The sequence below is a fragment of the Rhodococcus sp. T2V genome, assembly GCF_029269925.1.
Lineage (GTDB): Bacteria > Actinomycetota > Actinomycetes > Mycobacteriales > Mycobacteriaceae > Rhodococcus_F > Rhodococcus_F koreensis.
On sequence record NZ_JARJBD010000012.1, the window covers coordinates 103,137 to 120,331 of the forward strand.

Annotated in this window: 15 protein-coding genes; 4 read left to right on the top strand and 11 right to left on the bottom strand. The window is 64.7% G+C overall.

The window, feature by feature from the left end; genetic code table 11:
• The first annotated feature begins 71 nt into the window (after positions 1-71).
• The 4 genes from P3H15_RS13240 to P3H15_RS13255 all read left to right on the top strand — a co-directional run bounded on the left by P3H15_RS13240 (position 72) and on the right by P3H15_RS13255 (position 4,503).
• Positions 72-887 carry an IclR family transcriptional regulator gene (locus P3H15_RS13240; protein WP_276137653.1) on the top strand — a complete coding sequence of 272 codons (816 nt, stop codon included), beginning with the start codon at positions 72-74 and terminating at the stop codon, positions 885-887.
• Between the two features lie 118 nt (positions 888-1,005).
• Positions 1,006-2,070, top strand: coding sequence for an extradiol ring-cleavage dioxygenase (locus P3H15_RS13245; protein WP_276137654.1), 1,065 nt, complete (start codon positions 1,006-1,008; stop codon positions 2,068-2,070).
• A gap of 157 nt (positions 2,071-2,227) precedes the next feature.
• Entirely contained in the window at positions 2,228-3,358 is a 1,131-nt protein-coding gene (locus P3H15_RS13250; protein ID WP_276137655.1) for a response regulator transcription factor, read from the top strand.
• Entirely contained in the window at positions 3,355-4,503 is a 1,149-nt protein-coding gene (locus P3H15_RS13255; RefSeq protein WP_276137656.1) for a LuxR C-terminal-related transcriptional regulator, read from the top strand. Before P3H15_RS13250 ends, P3H15_RS13255 begins: the two co-directional genes overlap by 4 nt.
• A 126-nt stretch (positions 4,504-4,629) precedes the next feature.
• On the opposite strand, the gene P3H15_RS13260 is transcribed toward P3H15_RS13255, so the two are convergent.
• From P3H15_RS13260 to P3H15_RS13310, 11 genes are all read right to left on the bottom strand, one after another.
• Positions 4,630-6,297, bottom strand: a complete 1,668-nt coding sequence (locus P3H15_RS13260; protein WP_276137657.1) for an AMP-binding protein — start codon at positions 6,295-6,297, stop codon at positions 4,630-4,632.
• Positions 6,298-6,498: 201 nt separating this feature from the next.
• Positions 6,499-7,944 (bottom strand): aldehyde dehydrogenase, encoded by a 1,446-nt coding sequence (locus P3H15_RS13265; protein ID WP_276137658.1) that lies wholly within the window; start codon positions 7,942-7,944, stop codon positions 6,499-6,501.
• A gap of 61 nt (positions 7,945-8,005) precedes the next feature.
• Positions 8,006-9,046 (bottom strand): ABC transporter ATP-binding protein, encoded by a 1,041-nt coding sequence (locus P3H15_RS13270; protein WP_276137659.1) that lies wholly within the window; start codon positions 9,044-9,046, stop codon positions 8,006-8,008.
• 55 nt (positions 9,047-9,101) lie between these two features.
• Positions 9,102-9,632, bottom strand: a complete 531-nt coding sequence (locus P3H15_RS13275; RefSeq protein WP_276137660.1) for a hypothetical protein — start codon at positions 9,630-9,632, stop codon at positions 9,102-9,104.
• Positions 9,629-10,222, bottom strand: coding sequence for a hypothetical protein (locus P3H15_RS13280; protein WP_276137661.1), 594 nt, complete (start codon positions 10,220-10,222; stop codon positions 9,629-9,631). The genes P3H15_RS13275 and P3H15_RS13280 overlap by 4 nt, the downstream gene beginning before the upstream one ends.
• Positions 10,198-11,685 carry an MCE family protein gene (locus tag P3H15_RS13285; RefSeq protein WP_276137662.1) on the bottom strand — a complete coding sequence of 496 codons (1,488 nt, stop codon included), beginning with the start codon at positions 11,683-11,685 and terminating at the stop codon, positions 10,198-10,200. The genes P3H15_RS13280 and P3H15_RS13285 overlap by 25 nt, the downstream gene beginning before the upstream one ends.
• Positions 11,685-12,824, bottom strand: a complete 1,140-nt coding sequence (locus P3H15_RS13290; protein ID WP_276137663.1) for an MCE family protein — start codon at positions 12,822-12,824, stop codon at positions 11,685-11,687. The genes P3H15_RS13285 and P3H15_RS13290 overlap by 1 nt, the downstream gene beginning before the upstream one ends.
• Entirely contained in the window at positions 12,821-14,029 is a 1,209-nt protein-coding gene (locus tag P3H15_RS13295; RefSeq protein WP_276137664.1) for an MCE family protein, read from the bottom strand. Before P3H15_RS13295 ends, P3H15_RS13290 begins: the two co-directional genes overlap by 4 nt.
• On the bottom strand, positions 14,029-15,030 hold the full coding sequence (locus P3H15_RS13300) for an MCE family protein (protein ID WP_276137665.1): 1,002 nt from the start codon (positions 15,028-15,030) through the stop codon (positions 14,029-14,031). Before P3H15_RS13300 ends, P3H15_RS13295 begins: the two co-directional genes overlap by 1 nt.
• Positions 15,030-16,031: an MCE family protein gene (locus P3H15_RS13305; RefSeq protein WP_276137666.1), complete on the bottom strand. Its 1,002-nt coding sequence runs from the start codon at positions 16,029-16,031 to the stop codon at positions 15,030-15,032. The genes P3H15_RS13300 and P3H15_RS13305 overlap by 1 nt, the downstream gene beginning before the upstream one ends.
• Positions 16,031-17,194 carry an MCE family protein gene (locus P3H15_RS13310; RefSeq protein WP_276137667.1) on the bottom strand — a complete coding sequence of 388 codons (1,164 nt, stop codon included), beginning with the start codon at positions 17,192-17,194 and terminating at the stop codon, positions 16,031-16,033. The genes P3H15_RS13305 and P3H15_RS13310 overlap by 1 nt, the downstream gene beginning before the upstream one ends.
• Between the last annotated feature and the right edge of the window lies 1 nt (position 17,195).

Consider the following 17,195-nt stretch of genomic DNA (forward strand, 5'->3'; position numbering starts at 1 on the left):
GTCAGCGCGCTGTGACCGCCGTTACAGTAGTTTTCCGCGGGGTCGGCGGAGCGAAGATTGCGGAGGCCCGGATGATGCACATGGAAGAAGACAAGCACGACACCGGCGGTGCGGGGAGCTCCCCGCCTTCGATCCTGGCCAAGGCGTTCTCGATCATCGATGCGTTCAACGAGCGCGATCGGGTTCTGACCCTGACACAGATCAGCAGGAAGACAGGCCTGCCCAAGTCGACGGTGCACAGATTGCTGCAGCGATTGGGTGAGCTGGCGGTGATCGAGGAACACGGTGCCGGGTACCGGCTCGGTATCCGGCTGTTGCGGCTGGTTTCTTCCATGCCGGTGGACGGAATGCGCGAGGTTGCGCTGCCGCACTTGGCGCAGTTGCAGGCCTGGTCGAAGGAATCCGTCCACTTCGGCGTCCTCAGGGGCAACGAAGTCGTCGTGCTGCAGGCGCTGTTCGCGGTGAACCACGCGCGACCCATAGGGGAAGTAGGTACCCGGATCCCCGCGCACCTGTCCGCGATGGGCCGGGCGATGATGGCGCATCTGCGTGAAGAGGAGCTCACCGAACTGCTGGCCGGACCTCTGGTCGGACTGACCCCGAAGTCGATCACGGACCCGGTCCGAATTCGCCACGAGTTGAAGCACGTTCGGGTGTCGGGAGTTGCCGTGCAGAAGGACGGGGTGGTTCTGGGCCTGGGTAACATCGCCGCGCCCGTGCTGATCAAGGGCCGGCCGATGGGTGCTGTCGCCGTTCAGTTCGACTCGGCGAAGGAGGTCTCGGAGTCGGTGATCAACGCCGTCAAGCTGACTGCTCACCGCATCTGCCGTGACACCACCCAGATGCTCGCCCAGGGTAGGGCCGATCTGTTTCCGTTCGACGACTGACGCCGCGTTCCGGGCACTGGAACTTGCTGTGCGTGTGGCGCGCGCACGTCACACGATGGGGAGCGATACCCCCGGCGCGTGTGATGGCGCCGAGGCGCCACCTCAGAAAGGACGGCCAATGGGAGACTTCCTCGCTCTCGGCATGACCCACTACCCGCTGTTGGCGGGAACCGACGAGCACATGGCAGGTCTGCTGCGATGGACTCTTACCGACCCGGACATCCCCGTCGAGGAGAAGGACCCGGCCCACTGGCCGGACCGTATGCGTCGCGAGTGGTCCGACGACGGTGGAACCGCCGCCGCAGCGGCGCATCGTGCGGAGTTGGTGGCGAATCTGGCTCGGGTGCGTGACGCGGTCGACGAGTTCGCGCCCGACATCCTCGTGGTGTGGGGCGACGACCAGTACGAGAATTTTCGCGAGGAGGTGGTACCACCGTTCTGCGTGCTCGCCTACGGAGACCTCGAGGTACCCGCCTTCGAGGTGATGAACGAGCGAGGTAGTCCGAACTTCTGGGGGAAGCCGGACGATTTCGAGATCGTGATGCATGGTGACGCGTCGGGGGCCAGGAAACTCGCCGACGGCCTGATCGAGCGCGGATTCGACATGGCCTACTCGTACAAGAAGCGCACCGCCGCACATTTTCCGCACGCGATCCTGAACACGCAATTGTTCCTCGACTACGCCAACGCCGGCGTCGAAATGTCTTATCCCTTCATCCCGATGACGGTCAATTGCTATGGGCAGCATGCCATCGCGCGCAAAGGTGGACTGGCGCGATTCGCCGATATCGAATCGGAGGTTCTCGACCCTTCGGGTCCGACGCCGGCACGGTGTTTCCAAGTCGGCCGGGCGGTCGCGCAACATTTCCGCGACCGCGATCTCAGGGTGGCGTTCGTCGCCTCCTCGAGTTGGTCGCACGCCTTCCTCGCCGACAAGCTGTGGCACATGCGTCCCGATACCGAAGCCGACCTGCGTATATACAAGGCGCTGCTCGAGGACGATTTCGCGCTGATGCGAAACTACACCAGCGCAGAAGTCGTCGACGCCGGCCAGCACGAAATTCTCAACTGGTTCTGCATGCTCGGTGCGGTCGAGGAGCTCGGCCTGCGCCGAGACTGGTCGGACCTCGTGGTGACCGACGTCTTCAACTCCAACAAGGCATTTGCCGTGTACTCGGGGTAGATCAGCGTACCCGCGATCAGCTGATCGGTCATACCATTGGACTATAGCTGGGTGATCGGGCTACACTGCAGAGTGATGCCAGTCACAACAATCATGTCGAGTGGTGCGCCGATGCGGCCGGAGGTGTGACGAGAAGGTGAGCCGGACGAAGACGTCAATGGATCCTGATCAAGCGGATCTCGAGCACCAAGCAGCCGACTGTATCGGCAGGGTAAGGAAGCTGCTGGTCGACCACCAGCACAACCCCGACGTCGGCTCTCCCACGTCGTCGGTGTCTCTTGCAGCGGCAAGGGCTCGCCTCGTCGAAGCGCTGACCGATGGGCAGCTCGCCGAGACCGATATCGGAGACGCTTGCCGGGCTCTCGTCGATATCGAACGTGTTCAGGAGCAGCTCGCGAGAACCGAGGCGATTCGCCGGATCGCGGAGCTGGGCGAGGTGCACGACGCCGCAGTGACGCTTCGGGGACTCTCCCCACGACAGATCATCGAGGCGGCACCGGAGGTGGTGTGTACACAATTGCCCTTCGCGCGCTCGATGGTCTCCGCTGTGTCCGGCTCTGTGTGGCAGCCCCGCCGCCTCTATCTGCGGCCCGAGCTCGACGGCTCGCCTCTCGACTTCTCCGACTACGTCGACTCCGCGGTGTTGTCCCTGGCCGAAGCGCCCTTGGAAACCGAGCTGGTCCGACGCCGGGTTCCCGCGCTGGTCGCCGCCCCGGCCGACGACGACCGCACACACAAGGAGATCGTCAGCCGATCCCGGTCGTCGGCATACGTCGCGGCGCCGGTCATGTCCGCAGGCAAGGTCATCGGACTGCTCCACGCCGACCGGCCAGGGTCGGAGCATGTTCTCGATCCCGACGACCGGGATCGGCTGGACACCTTCGCAACCATTCTGGCCATCGTGTACGAGCAAGCGGTGCTGAAGCACCGAATTCAACTGCAGCGTGTCCGGGTGGAGGAGTCGTTCGACGCAACCCAGACGATGCTGGACCGGATCTCGAAGGCGGATGCGATTCTCTCGTATCAGGCCGCCGCGCCGGTCGAGAGTTCCACCGATGATCCCGGGGAGAGCCGGGTGCTCGAGATCAACAGCGTGCTGACCGTCCGGGAGCGCGAGATCCTGTCCCACCTGGCAACCGGGGCCACCAACAATCAGATTGCACAGGCACTGGTCATCTCCGAGGGCACCGTGAAGTCGCATGTGAAGGCCGTGCTCAAGAAACTGCACGCACCGACTCGTGCCGCGGCGACGGCACTCTACTCGAGTCAGGCCCGAAGACCGCGATGACAGGGAAGACGGAGGGGCGAGCGTCCGTCAGGTCGACGACCGACCGCGAGTTGTCACACGCGGTCGTCGTTCTCCTCGATCGGTTGCGCGACGAGTACGGCGTCGGCCCCCGCTCCCGCGAGATCCGTGTTGTCTCGCTCGGTACTCAGATGGCGCTCCTCGACGAGGCCACCGAATCGGCACTTGCGACATTCCCGGAGCTCGGCCCCGAGCAGCAACGAGCGCTCGGTCGCCTCATCGTCGACCTTCAGAACACGCGCACGCGGATTCGCACGGTGCACGAAGGTCCCGGTCACGTCGTGCAACCCGCCGAGTTCGCCAGCGCGATCCGGCGTCTACGGGGTTCGGAATCCGTTGCCGGTCTTCGCAAAAGAATCTGCTTCGAGGCTGCGAACGCAGCGCGACTCGACCGAATACTCCTGTCCGAGGTGCACAACGGCTCGTGGACGGCGCTCGAGCTCTACAGCTCGACGAGGTCGGACGAGGTTCTGAGTTCCCTGCAGGCGTTACCCCTTGGTTTCGAATCCGCCGAGAGCCGGGCGTGTAAGACCAGATCCGCGGTATTCGCCGGGCCGAACGCCGACGTTCGGCCGAGTGCCGAGGTCGCGCAGATGCTCGCCGCCGACTCCTATGTGGTTGCCCCGATTACCGTGTCGACCGGTGTCATCGGTCTCGTGCACGGCAGTCGACCTTCCGGGGACCCGGTGAACGTTGTGGTCCGGGACATGCTCGGGGCATATGCCTGCGGTTTCGGGACGTTGTTCGAACGAGCGATGCTGGCCGACCGTCTCAGTGAACAGAAGAATGTGATCGTCCAGTGCCTGCAACAGGAAGCCCGCGAAGCCGAGCTTCTCGAACACGCGGACGTCAGTTTCCTCGACGAGACCTCAGCCGAGCAGGTTTCGGCGTTGCCCGGTACGCCCCACGACGATCTGAATCCCGCCGCGCTGGAATCGCTGACGACGCGTGAGCGCGAGGTGTTCACGTTGCTGGTCAGGGGCGCATCGAACGCCGAGATCGCGAACGAGCTCGTCATCAGCATCTTCACGGTGAAGACGCACGTCAAGAAGATACTGCGCAAGCTGGGCGCCATGAACCGGTCCGAGGCGATCTACCGCTATCTGGCGATGACCGGCCAACGGTGAACAGGGGCCACGAAAGTCTCACGCGCGCACTCAGACCATCTCAGTGGGTGACGGACTCACCACATACACGAATACCGCCCCCCTTTGCCGCGGCGAAGGGGGTCGGTCCTGTGTCCTGGTCGGGATCTAGTCGCCGGCAACCGCTTCGGCCGCTTGCTTGCGGAGAAGGAACTTCTGGATCTTGCCGGTCGCGGTGGTGGGGAGTTGATCGACGACTACCAGCTTCTCGGGAATCTTCTGCACCATGGCCTTGCGCTCGATTCGCAGGAAGTCGGCGATGTCGTCCAGAGTTGGTGCGGGGCCGTTGGCAACGACGAAGGCGCATACTTTCTCGCCGAGACGCGCGTCGGGCATCGACACCGCTGCAGCCGCGGTGATGCGCGGGTGCGCCAGGAGGTGCTCCTCCACTTCCCGCGCCGAGATGTTCATGCCGCCGCGGATGATGAGGTCCTTGATTCGTCCGGTGACCCGCAGATAGCCGTCTTCGTCGACGCGGCCGAGATCACCCGAGGAGAGGAACCCACGTGCGTCGACCGATGCGGTCGTGCGTTCGGGGTCGCGCCAGTACCCGAGGAAGATGCCCGGTCCTCCGTAGAAGATCTGGCCTTCCTCGCCGGCCGGTACGGTGGTGCCTTCCTCGTCGCGGATCTCGAGACCGACACCATCGAAAGCACGTCCGTCTGAGGAGAGCACCTTCTCGAGGGGGTCGTCGACACGCACTGCCGTCACCAGTAGTCCTTCGCTACTGCCGTATACCGGCAAGAGTGTGCAGTCAGGTAGTGCCGTCTTCCATTTCCGAAGAAGGGTTTCGGGTATCGGTGCGCCGGCGCTGACCCAGAGTCGCATCGCGCTGACGTCGTGGTCGGCACCGGGTTCGATTGCCCCGAGTGACATCTGGAGGAATGGTGTCGCGGCCATGCTCACTGTCGTCTTGAATTCCGCGATACGCCGGAGTCCCTCGTTGGGCTCCCACACGTCGAGAAGGTGGATCCCGCTTCCGAGGATCAACGGAGTCGCCACTCCCACGGCCAGTCCTGTCGCGTGGGTGACGGGAGAGGGCATGAACATCACGTCGTCGGGGTTCAGTCCCATCACCTGCCCGCCGAGTCCGTGGGCGGTGAAAGACAGTGTGTTGAAGGTATGTTGACAGCCTTTCGGCCGCGACTCGGTTCCCGAGGTGTAGATGATGGCGTGGGCGGCATCCGCGGACGGTGGTGGTCCGAGTTCGTCGTCACCGGGTACACGGTCGCCGGCAATCAGGTCATCGAAGGCGATCGTGCCGGCGCCCGCCGTCCCACGCACGACGACGACCTGTTCGAGTCCGGGTACGTCCCTACGCACCTCGGCGAGCATGTCCGTGTACCGGAACTTGCGGAATTCCTCGGTGACGAAGGAGATCTTGGCTCCGGAGTGCTCCAGTACGTAGCGCACCTCGTCGTGCCGGTACACCGGCATGGTAGGCACGAGGACGGCGCCGATCCGGGCGAGCGCCACGTAGATGACGACGAACTCGTTCCAGTTCGGCAACTGGACCTGAACGCGGTCACCCCGTTCGACGCCGAGCGTCTGCAGGGAGGCCGCGAGACGGTACGCCTGCGCTCGAAGTTCACCGCGCGTGAGAGTTCCGTAGCCGTCGGTGACGGCGACGAAGTCCGGATCGGTCTCCGCCCACCGGTCCACGTATTGGGTCAGGCTCTCGTCGCGCCAGTACCCGTTCGATCGGAACGCCTCGAGGGTGCTCGCACTGTAGCGGTCCTCGGGGAGAATCGCTCCCGCGTGTTCCATGACATCCATGTGCGGATCCTTGCTTTCGGGTGCCTCTCCCGACAGGGGACAGGCCACAGTGTTTGGTCAAACCATAATGCCGACCGAGGGGGGATGAAAGGTGCGAATCGGACGCGTTCTCATCCTTCGGGGGGAGGGAAATGCCCCATGGGGATGAGTGGTCCGCGGAGCAGAGCGGGTGCGCCCCGAGTGCCGCACCCGCACTCGCCCTTACAGGTAGATCGACTTCGGCACGAGATAGGCGGACAGGGCCTCCGGACCCAATTCGCGTCCGAGACCACTGGCCTTGACGCCACCGAACGGCGCCGTCGGATCGGGAAGGTAGCCGTTGATGCCGACGGTTCCCGTCTGGATGCGCCGGGCGACGGCGACTCCGTGGTCGTGATCGGCGGTGAAGACGGTGCCGCCGAGACCGAAGTCGCTGTCGTTGGCGATGCGGACAGCGTCCTCGTCGTCCCCATAAGAAATGATCGACAGCACGGGGCCGAAGATTTCCTCCTGGGCGATCGTGTAGTTGTTGTCGACGTCCGCGAAGATGGTCGGTTCCACGAACCATCCCTTCGCGAGGTCTGCGGGGCGTCCACCGCCGACCGTGATCCGGGCACCTTCGCCTCTGCCCTTCGCGATGTAGGACTCGACCCGGTCGCGCTGGCGGGCGCTGGCCATCGGTCCGATCATCGTGGTGGGGTCGAGGGAACTTCCTACGGTCAGTGACCCGGCCAGAGCGCTGAACGTGTCGACCACTTCCTGGTAGCGCGACTGTGGTGCCAGGATGCGGGTGCCGAGGTAGCAGACCTGGCCGTTGTTCAGCATGGTCGCCCCGAACAGCTGCTCGCCGACGGTGGCGAGATCCAGATTCGCGTCGTCGAGGATGATCGCCGCCGACTTTCCACCGAGTTCCAACGTGACCGGTCGCAGCAGTCGGCCGCAGGCCTCGGCGATGTTGCGGCCGGCAGTCGACGACCCGGTGAACGCCACCTTGTCGATGCCGGGATGCGAGACCAGGTACGCGCCCAGTTCGCGACCACCGGGCACGATGTTGATCACGCCCGCCGGCAGTGCTGCCTCTTCGACCGCTTCCGCGAGAACGTAGCTGTCGAGGACCGTCTCGGGGGAAGGCTTGATGACGATCGTGCACCCGGCAGCGAGCGCGGGAGCGTACTTGAACGCGGCGAGCGCCTGCGGGAAGTTCCACGGGACGATCGCGCCGACGACCCCGATCGGGGTCTTGGTCACGAGAGTCGATCCGCCGAGCAGACCCCGCCGTGTCTCCTCGAAGGAGTCGTTCTCGACCAATCCGGCGTAGTAGCGGAGCAGAACCTGCGGGAAAACGGCTTCCAGCTTCTCTGCGACCGCGACGGGCATGCCGTTCTGTGAGCTCACCGCCTGAACCATCTCCGGTGCGCGTTTGTCGAGCGCATCTGCCAGTCGTCCCAGTGCCTGCGCTCGCCGAGCCGGTTCCCACTGCGACCAACCGGTCGGATCGTCGAATGCCCGGCGCGCCGCGTCGACGGCGGCGTCCATGTCGGGTTCGGCGCCATCGGGGGTGTGGCCCACTACTTGTTCGTCGTTGGGCGATACCACCGTGATCACGCCACTCGAGGCGGGCGCATGCCATTCGCCTCCGATGAAGAAGGCGTTGTTGTTCGTCGTCATGACGGGTTCCTCTCGTTGATCTGGCTGTTCTTGTTGCCGAGTCGTGAACTGGGAAGATGGATCACACGGATTCGAGGGGCTCCTCGTAGATCGAGAAATCCTCGGTGTCGTCGTAGGGGCCGAAGCTCTCCCCGAAGCTGTCCTGGATGGCGATCTGCGCGTTCTCCGGCAGGGTGTGCATGATGTCGCGGACGCGTTCCTGCCGACGGGCGACGGCCTGCCGGAACGGCATCCCCGGGGTGGCCTTCATCTGCGGGACGATGCCCTCCACGTCGTCGACACCACCGGCGTGGTGTCCGGCGTCGACCATGGCCTGCTCGGCGGCCATGGTGGCCTCGTCCTTCTCCTCGGACATCCCGATCGGGCCGATCATGGTTCCGTTGAGGAACTGTTTGACCACCGGCTGGTCGCTGGTGAGTAGCACCTCCCGCGGACCGAACATCACCAGATGCCGGCGGAACAGCATGCCGATGTTGTCCGGGACCGTCCGCGCGAGGTTGATGTTGTGCGAGACGATCAGGATCGTCGCGTCGATCTCGGCGTTGATGTCGATCAGCGTCTGGCTGATGTAGGTGGTGCGGACCGGGTCCAGGCCGGAGTCGGGTTCGTCGACGAGGATGATCTGCGGATCCAGTACCAGCGCCCGGGCCAGCCCGGCCCGCTTGCGCATGCCACCGGAGATCTCCCCGGGCAGTTTCTCTTCGGCCCCGAGCAGGCCGACGAGTTCCATCTTCTCCATCACGATCTTGCGGACGTCCGACTCGGACTTCTTGGTGTGCTCGCGCAGTGGGAAGGCCACGTTGTCGTACAGGTTCATCGATCCGAACAACGCACCGTCCTGGAACAGCACCCCGAACAGCTTGCGGATCTCGTAGAGTTCCTTGGACGAGCATTCGAGAATGTTGGTGCCGTCGATCACGATCGAGCCCTGCTCGGGGCGGAGCAGACCGATCAGCGATTTCAGGAACACCGATTTACCCGTTCCGGACGGGCCGAGCAATGCGCTGACCTCGCCGGTGGGCAGGGTCAACGTGACGTCCTGCCAGATCCTCTGCGAGCCGAACGACTTGGTCAGTCCCTCGACGGATACCTCGACACCCACGACTACCTCCTAGGTTTGCGAAAACATCGACTGATCCCCGTGTTTCGGGAAGCCGTCAGACCGGGGTCATTTCCGTCATGACCCACGTACCCTCCTGCTCGGTCATGCCGACCCGCACGCGACTTCCGTCCAACTTCGGTGCGGCGCCGTCGGTGCTGGTGGTCGACTGGTTGACGAAGAACAGCAGCGTCACCGCGTCTTCCGATGCGGACACGACGGAGGATTCGACGACGGTCGCCGAGGTGACGACCTGGCGCTGTTTCGCCGACGGAATGATGACCTCTTTGCCTACAGTGTCGAACTGGCCGCGCAGATCGCCACCCAGACTGGGAAGTACGTCGGTGAAATGCGTCTCGATGGTGTTGAAGTCGTACGACAACACGTCGGCGACCAGTTGAGTGGCGCGTTCACGCGCCTGTGCCTCCGCACTGTCGACCTTGCGATGATCGTGGACCTGGAGGGTGACGGCCGCTGCGACCGCGACGAGTCCGCCGGCGAGAAGCACGGCGAGGTAGCGGGTGGCCCGCCGCCGCGCGTAGGACCAGGTGGCGATGGCCTCGGGTATCCGGGTGAGTGTGTTTCTCATGCTACGAACTCCACATCCGAGACGAGCCAGTTGCCGTCCGCCGAATCGAGGGAGACCTTCATGCGGTAGACGCGGATCTCGCCGTCGGGCGCCTCGGTGTTCTTGACCGTGGACGTCACGGCGGCGAGGACCACAGCGTGGTCGTCGTCGGCCTCGACGAGACCGGCTTCCTTCACTTCACCGGTCGACTCGACCTGGCCCTGGTTCAGCACGTCGCCGAAACTGCCCGACGCGCTGGTGAATTGGTCGCGGAACGGTCCTGTGGTGCCGTCCGCGACGCGTTGGATATCTTCGTCGACGCTCTGGTGCCGCAGTGTCACGAGGTTGACCACCACCTGCCGTGCCGTCTCGAGGACCTGCTCGTTTCGGGACTGTGCGGTCTGTTCGGCGCGTAGGTTGGTCCACGACAGGCCGCCGACGACGAGGGCGGCGATCGCGATCACCGCGGTCGTGGCCAGGCCGATGAGGAATCCGCGCGTCGGTGCCCGCTCCTCGGAGTCGGGTGTCGCCGGGGCGTCGTCCCCGGGTCGGTCGGGGCTGGGCTGGTCGAGGTGGGGTTCGACCTCTACCGGAGCAGAAGTGCCTGCCATGTCGATTCCTCCTTCGGGTGTGGTGCGGAAACGCCGGCGATCGAGTAGAGGTCGCCGTTCGGTGCCCGGAAGTTTCCGGTAACCGGGTCATAGGGAACGCTGAGGGTGCCGGCGCCGCTCCCGAATTCTTGTCGGTTCGACCACGAGGCCGGTGTGACGGTTCCGGGTCCGTTGGCGTCCGGGCTCGGCGGGGTCGAGATCGGTCCCGTGCTCGGAGCGCCGGTATCCACCGGCGGCGGCGAATACGGTTGTCCCGGCCGGGCAAGCATGTCCGGCCACGTGGACGGCAGACCGCCCGGGCAGTTCGCGATCTCGGCGGTGCGTACCGCGGGGTTCGTCGCGCAGGGGATGTTCCGTGCCCCTCGTGCGACCCGCGGATCTGCCTGCGGCAGCTTGCAGTAGGAATTCTCCGGTGCGGGGATCGCGCTGAGATCGCTGGGGTCGCGACGCTGGGTTTCCTGGTAACCCTCGGTGCAGGGGAGCGGGTTCGCGGAGTTGCCGAGCTTGACGTCGAGGGCGCCCTGACCGTACACCCGGTCGTCGCCCTGGACTCCCCGGTGCATGTAGTTGATCGATGCCGACACGGCCGGATAGATCACCAGGATCTGCTCGATACCCGGGATGTTCACTCGCGCGACCTCGCCGACCGTTTGGAGGTTTGCCAGCAGCAGCGGAACGGTGGGGCGGACGTCGTCGAGTGTGCCGCTGACCGTGTCGAAGAACTGTGATCCGTTGTCGAGCACACCGCGGACCTGCGCGTCGCTCATCACCAACTGCTCGGAGAACGAGGAGAGATCGTGGGCGAAGCTCGCGATGTCGGCACGGGAGTCGATTCCGGCCTCGAGGACGGGTTCGGCGTCGTCGAGGAGTGTCCTCGTGCTACCGATCTTCGCCTGCGCGAGTTCGATCAAAGGACGCGAGGAGTCGATGAGTCGCGACAAGGCCGGTCCGGCCCCGTCGAAGGCGGTGTAGGCCTCGTCGACAGTGATGCGGAGGTCGTCCTTGGGCAGCTCCGACAGGAGCACGTTCACCTTGTCGACGACCTCGGAGGCAGGCACCGGGATCTCGGTGTTCTCCCTCGTGATCACGTCACCATCCGCGAAGAAGGGGCCTTCGGAGGATGCCGGAACCACGTCCAGATACTGCTCGCCGATGGCCGAGACGCTGCGGACGAATGCCTGGCTGTTCCGGGGAATCGCGAAGTCGGAATCCAGCTGCAATTCTGCCGACGCCCGATCGGGGCCCAGGTCGATCGACTTCACGACGCCGACGTCGACGCCGCGATACGTCACCAGGGAGTTCACATAGAGCCCTCCGGCGCGGTCGAACTCCGCCGTGATCGTGTACATGCCGATCCCGGTGACCCGCTTCAACCCGAGGTAGTTGACCGCGGCGTTGCCGACGGCGAGAACTGCCACCACGGTGAACACGATGAGTTGGAAGCGAACGAGTTTCGATCTCATCAGCGCGGTGCTCCGTTCTGCGGTGCGGACGTCGCGGGTCGGCCGGATGTCGTTGCACCGGTGGGTGCCAGGAGGGGATCCACGGCTTGGCGGGCAGGGTTCAGCCCCGCCAGCTCGTCGAGGGGGATGCTGCCGAGGACCTTGCCGCCGACCGTCTCGGCGCTGACGTCGAGGGTGAGGAAGAGATTCATGTAGTCACCCCTGACGGCGCGCTGGGTGGTCGTCACCGGGAACGGGATCGTTGCGGCGATCTTCAATGCTTCCGGGAGGTGGTCGCCGGCCGCGGCGAGCTGCGACAACACCGGCTGCAAAGCCCGCAGATTGGCGTCGAGGTCGTCGCGGCTGCTCTCGAGTACCTCGGTGGCCACCTCGCCGAACCGTCCCACGTCGTTCAGCATCGTGGTGAGTTGTTTCTGCTGTTCGTCGAGGATCTGCAGGGCCGGTTGGATCGAGGTGATTCCCCGATCGATCGTCTGATTCTGGCTGGCGAGTTCCGCGCCGAGGCGGTCGAGCCCGTCGATCGCGCGGACGATGTCGTCGCGCTGTCGGTCGACACCGCCGACGAACTTTTCGAGGTTGCCGAAGAGGCTGCGCAGCGATTCCTCGCGGCCGCCCAGAACGCGGTTGAGCTCGGAGGTCACGGTGCGGATCTGTTGCAATCCACTTCCGTTGAGGACGAGTGCGAGTGCCGAGAGCACCTCCTCGGTGGACGGGTACTGGCTGGTGCGGGCGAGGGGGATCACGTCGCCGTCGGCGAGTCTGCCGACCCCCTCCGTACCGGGCGGCACGGTGAGCTCGAGGTACTGGGAGCCCAGCACACTGGTTTGGGCGAGCTTGGCGCTGACGTTTGCGGGGATTTCGGCGTCCGGGTCGAGCTCGAGGGTCAGCTTGGCGCCCCAGTTGTCGCCCGTGATGTGGCTGATGTTTCCCACGATGACGTTGCCGGCCTTCACTGGTGAGTTGCCGACCAGGTTCTGGATGTCCGCCAGTTCGACTGTCACCTCGTGGGCGTCGCCTCCGACCGCGTTGCCGGGCAGCCCGATCGAATTGATTCCGTCGAATCGGCACCCGGCCGCCGCGGCGACGACACCGACGAGCATGGTTGCCGTGAGCGCCGATCTTCGCAGAGAGTTCGTCATCGTGGTCCCTCCGGGAGAATGAGGTTCTGCAGACTTTGGGTGATGGAGGCGACGGGATCATTCGGTGCGGGAGTGCCCGGCGTGATTCCCGGGGGACGCGGGGCGGTGATCGGTGCCGCCTGCCGCACCGCGGCGTTGGCCAAGGGCGCCGCGAAAGCGCCGGCAGCCGTGTTGCATTCGTCGCCCGGAGCATCGACCGTGGTCAAGAGTGCGCAGATGAGCGAGCGCGGGTCCGGCATCTCGGGCACCGCGAGTGCGCCCGTGAGCGAGTTGGCGTCGGGATCGTAGATGTTGTAGAAGTCGGACAGTGCCGTCGGTCCGGAGTGCAGGATCGACATCAGGGTGTCCTGGCGGTCGACGAGCAACCGGGTGATCTCTTCGAGCTGCCCGACATTGTCGACCAGAGCCCCACGGTTGTCCTCGATAAACTTCGTGACTTCCTGAAAGGTGGTCACCATGCTGCTCAGTACCGCGTCGAGTTCGGTCCGGTTGGCGTTGAGCAGCCCCGAGACGTTCGCGAGTTCGCCACTGAACGCCCGGATCTGCTGATCGCTGGCCGCGAGCGCGGTGGTGAACTTCTGCAGGTTCTCGACAGTGCCGAACAGGTCCTCGCCGCTCGCGTTCAGGGTGGTGGCGGCGTCCGAGAGGTGGGTGAGAGAGTCGTGGAGCGCTGTGCCCGTGCCGCCCAGTGTACGAGCGGTACTGCTGACGAAGCGATTGAGCGAACCGTCCGGATGCTCCGGTGTGCGTCCGGCGTCCTCGCTGAGCTTGACCACCTGCTTCTTGATCTCGTCGAACTCGACCGGGACGGCTGTTCGGTCGAGGGGGATCTCGTCGCCGTCCGCGAGGGTCGGTCCACCCGAGTACGCCGGTGCGAGCTGGATGTAGCGGCCGGTGACCAGGGTCGGGGCGACGACCGCCGCCTTCGCGTCGGCGGGGACGTCGTACTCGTTGTCGTAGTCGAACTCCACCCGGACCCGTTCACCGTCCGGTTCGATCGTCGTGATGCGGCCGACCTCGACACCGAGAATCATCACCCGGTCTCCGACGTACATGCCGGTGGTGTTCCGGAAGTAGGCCGTGACGTGGTTGACGGAGTGGTTTTCGATCCAGGCGGCCGTCAGCAACCCGACGAGGGCCACGGCGATCATCACGGCGAACAGCCGTGCCGGCAGTTCCCGTGCCATTTCGCGTACCGATGCCATCAGCGCGGCCCCCCGAAACTTCCCGGAAGCTGCCCGGACAGATTGGCCGGGACGATGTTGTGCAGCAGCACCCCGAAGAACGGTCCGCTGCCCACCGCCTCACCGACCTGCCTTGCGAACCGTTCGAGGCCGGTGAGCGATGCGTTGATGTTGTCGTAATTGCTGTTCAATGTGGCCACCAGAGTCTTCATCTGATCGAGAGTGGGTCCGAGTGTTGCCGCGTTGTCGCGGGACAGCCCGGTGAGCGCATCGGCCACCTGACGGGACTGCACGAGCACGCGATGGATGGTGTCCGCCCGGTTGTTCAGCGCGGCGAAGAGCGACTGGCCTTGGCCGAACAGCGCGGAGACCTGGCCGTCTCGATCCGCGAGGATCTTGGACACGTCCGCCGCCCCCGCGAGCAACCGACGCAGTTCCTCGTCCCGGCTCGATACCGTCTCGGACAGACGGGACAGGCCGTCGAGAGAGGGCCGCAGGTCCGGCGGAAGCTCGTCTTCGACCGAGGAGACCTGCTCGAGCGCGCCGGACAGGTTGACGGTGTCGGTCTCCGACACCTTGTCGGTGACCTCCTCGAGCGCCCGGGTGATGTCGTATCCGGAGCTGGTGTGGGCCAGCGGGATGGTGGCGTCGTCGGCGAGCTCGCCATGGCGTCCCGGAGTGATCTCCACGTACCGCCGACCGAGCGCAGTTTCGACCTTGATCGCCGCCGTCGTGTCCTCACCGAGCACGACCGCGCCGCTGTCCACATCGAATTCCACGTCGACTCTTCCATCGGCGATCGAAAGCTTCTTCACCTCTCCGACTTTCACACCGGCGATCTGCGTGGTATCACCCACTGCGAGGCCGCTGGCATCGACGAACTCGGCATGGTAGGTCGTGGCCCTGTTGACACCGGGAATCGAGTTGAAGTTGAGCGCAAGAAACAGGACTCCGATCAGCACGGCTGTTCCGATCAGGCCCATGCGGAACGCATCGCGCTCGAGGAAGGACTTCTGAGCCATCACTGGCACCTTTCTGCGGGCGCCTTGAACATCGGCGTGAGTCCACCGGGCCCGGGCGCGTACTTGACAGCGAGACCGCAGACGAAGAAGTTCACGAAACTTCCGTAACCCGCGACGCGGCTGATGAGACGGTAGTTCTCGGGCAGCGTGGACAGCACCATGTTCAGGGTGTCGGTATTCGCGTCGAGGTTGCCCGCGAGATCGCCCAGCGCAACCACGTCCTGCGCAATCGCCGGCCGATTCTGGTCGAGAACTCCTGCGAGACTGTCCGTGACATGGTCGATGTTCACCAGGGAATTGGTGATCAGGTCACGGTCGCCGTCGAGGCCCGCGACCAGACGTTGGAGTTGGTCGATCAGTGCCGAGAACTGGTCACCGCGATTGTTCACGGTCCCGACCACGGTGTTGAAATTGCTCACCACCTGACCGATCGCGTGATCCCGGTCCGCCAATGTGTTGCTCAGGGTTCCGATTTGGGCCACCAGACGTCCGATACTCGCCTCCTGACCGTTCAGTACCTCGATCAGGGAGGCGGACAGTTGATTGGTCTGATCCGGGTCGAGACCCTGTAGGAGAGGACGGAATCCGTTGACCACCTGGTCGAGGTCGAGCGCCGGCGTCGTCTGCTCGAGGGGGATCGGGCCGTCGAGCGCTCCGATCGCGCCAGGTCCGTTCGAGAGCTCCACGTAACGGTCACCGATCAGGTTCTTGTACTTGATCCGCGCCGTCGTCCCCGCCGTGAGGGGGCGTTCGGTGGAGAGGGAGAACGACACCACTGCCGTGCCGTCTCCGGCCAACTCCACCGCAGTCACCTTTCCCATCGGCACACCACCGACCTTGACGTCTTCCCCGTGGCCCAGCCCGGACGCATTCGAGAACACGGCCTGATAGGTGTTCGTGCTGCCGAAGCGCATGTTGCCCACTACCGTCGCCACACCGAATCCGGTCAACGAGGTGACCAGGACGAAGATCAGCAACTTGATTCCCGGTGCCTTCGTCATCAGCGTGCACCTCCGAACATGAACTGCGCGAACGGGTTGCCGATCAGATCTTCGATTCCGTGCGCGGGCTGGTAGGCCTTGCTGCCGTCGTCGAAGTCGGTATGGCCGGGTGCCTGCGCGGGGTCGTAGCACCGCGGCGGGCCGTCAGCACCGTTCTTCGGCGCGTTCTCCGGGTACGTGTAAGGCGGATCGCCCATCAGCAGAGTGCCGAGGATGTTCAGCCCGGCCTGGTCGCTACCGCCGACGGTGCGCTCCAGGTACCTGTTGGTCTGATCCATGCTCGCCAGGAAGCAGGGGTACATCGGCGCATGTTGGGCGAGCAGCGCCGTCGTCGGCTCCAGCGCATCGAGGGACTTCTCCAACGGGTCACCGGAAGCCTCGAAGAAGCTCCGCCCGCTGTTGCCGAAACCGCTGAAACTGAGCAGGAACGCGCTCAACTGCTGTTCCCGTTCGGTCACCGTGTTCCCGGTGGTACTCACATGATCCACGGTCCGCAGCAGCTCCGGAGCGGCATCGGCGAGGACATCGGAGACCTCCGCACCCTTGACCAGATCCCGCTGCAACGTGGGAAGGCTGCCGTTGAACTCGGACAAGTAGGCGTCGAGCTCGACCATCATGTCCCCGAGTTGGTCGCCGCGGCCCTGCAACGAGGTCGACAACGCACTCAACGTCGCGTTGACCTTCTGCGGTTCCACGGTCCGCAGCACCGTCACCAGCGAATCGAGGAGATCGTTCACCTCGGTGGCCACGCCGGTGCCCCGAACCACCGAGCCCGCCGACACCATTGTGCTCGAGGGATGTTCCGGCTGGACGAGCGTGACGAACTTGCGTCCGAACAACGTGGTCGGATCGATCACGGCCGTGATATTCTCCGGGATCGTCGACGTTCGGCTCTCGTCGATGTCCATGGTGATCTCGGCCCGGTCGTCGACCAGTTGTACCTTCGACACCCGGCCGACGACGACATCGCGCATCTTGATGTCCGAGCCGGGTTCGAGCATCAGCCCTGACCGCGTCGAGTACAGCGTGACCGGGACGGTCGCATGGAACAATCCGCGGTAGATGCCGACCGACGCTGCGGTCGCGATTGCCATCAACGCGATCAGACACACACCCAGGAGCGCGTAGACGCGGCGGCTCCGCTCTTCGATATGGCCACCCATG

What these genes read in the sequence shown, in the direction of transcription:
- P3H15_RS13285 (WP_276137662.1), bottom strand. Translation starts at nt 11,685, where the DNA reads ATGAGATCGAAACTCGTTCGCTTCCAACTCATCGTGTTCACCGTGGTG.
- P3H15_RS13290 (WP_276137663.1), bottom strand. Translation starts at nt 12,824, where the DNA reads ATGACGAACTCTCTGCGAAGATCGGCGCTCACGGCAACCATGCTCGTC.
- P3H15_RS13260 (WP_276137657.1), bottom strand. Translation starts at nt 6,297, where the DNA reads ATGGATGTCATGGAACACGCGGGAGCGATTCTCCCCGAGGACCGCTAC.
- P3H15_RS13250 (WP_276137655.1), top strand. Translation starts at nt 2,228, where the DNA reads ATGGATCCTGATCAAGCGGATCTCGAGCACCAAGCAGCCGACTGTATC.
- P3H15_RS13265 (WP_276137658.1), bottom strand. Translation starts at nt 7,944, where the DNA reads ATGACGACGAACAACAACGCCTTCTTCATCGGAGGCGAATGGCATGCG.
- P3H15_RS13300 (WP_276137665.1), bottom strand. Translation starts at nt 15,030, where the DNA reads ATGGCTCAGAAGTCCTTCCTCGAGCGCGATGCGTTCCGCATGGGCCTG.
- P3H15_RS13280 (WP_276137661.1), bottom strand. Translation starts at nt 10,222, where the DNA reads ATGGCAGGCACTTCTGCTCCGGTAGAGGTCGAACCCCACCTCGACCAG.
- P3H15_RS13245 (WP_276137654.1), top strand. Translation starts at nt 1,006, where the DNA reads ATGGGAGACTTCCTCGCTCTCGGCATGACCCACTACCCGCTGTTGGCG.
- P3H15_RS13240 (WP_276137653.1), top strand. Translation starts at nt 72, where the DNA reads ATGATGCACATGGAAGAAGACAAGCACGACACCGGCGGTGCGGGGAGC.
- P3H15_RS13255 (WP_276137656.1), top strand. Translation starts at nt 3,355, where the DNA reads ATGACAGGGAAGACGGAGGGGCGAGCGTCCGTCAGGTCGACGACCGAC.
- P3H15_RS13310 (WP_276137667.1), bottom strand. Translation starts at nt 17,194, where the DNA reads ATGGGTGGCCATATCGAAGAGCGGAGCCGCCGCGTCTACGCGCTCCTG.
- P3H15_RS13295 (WP_276137664.1), bottom strand. Translation starts at nt 14,029, where the DNA reads ATGGCATCGGTACGCGAAATGGCACGGGAACTGCCGGCACGGCTGTTC.
- P3H15_RS13305 (WP_276137666.1), bottom strand. Translation starts at nt 16,031, where the DNA reads ATGACGAAGGCACCGGGAATCAAGTTGCTGATCTTCGTCCTGGTCACC.
- P3H15_RS13275 (WP_276137660.1), bottom strand. Translation starts at nt 9,632, where the DNA reads ATGAGAAACACACTCACCCGGATACCCGAGGCCATCGCCACCTGGTCC.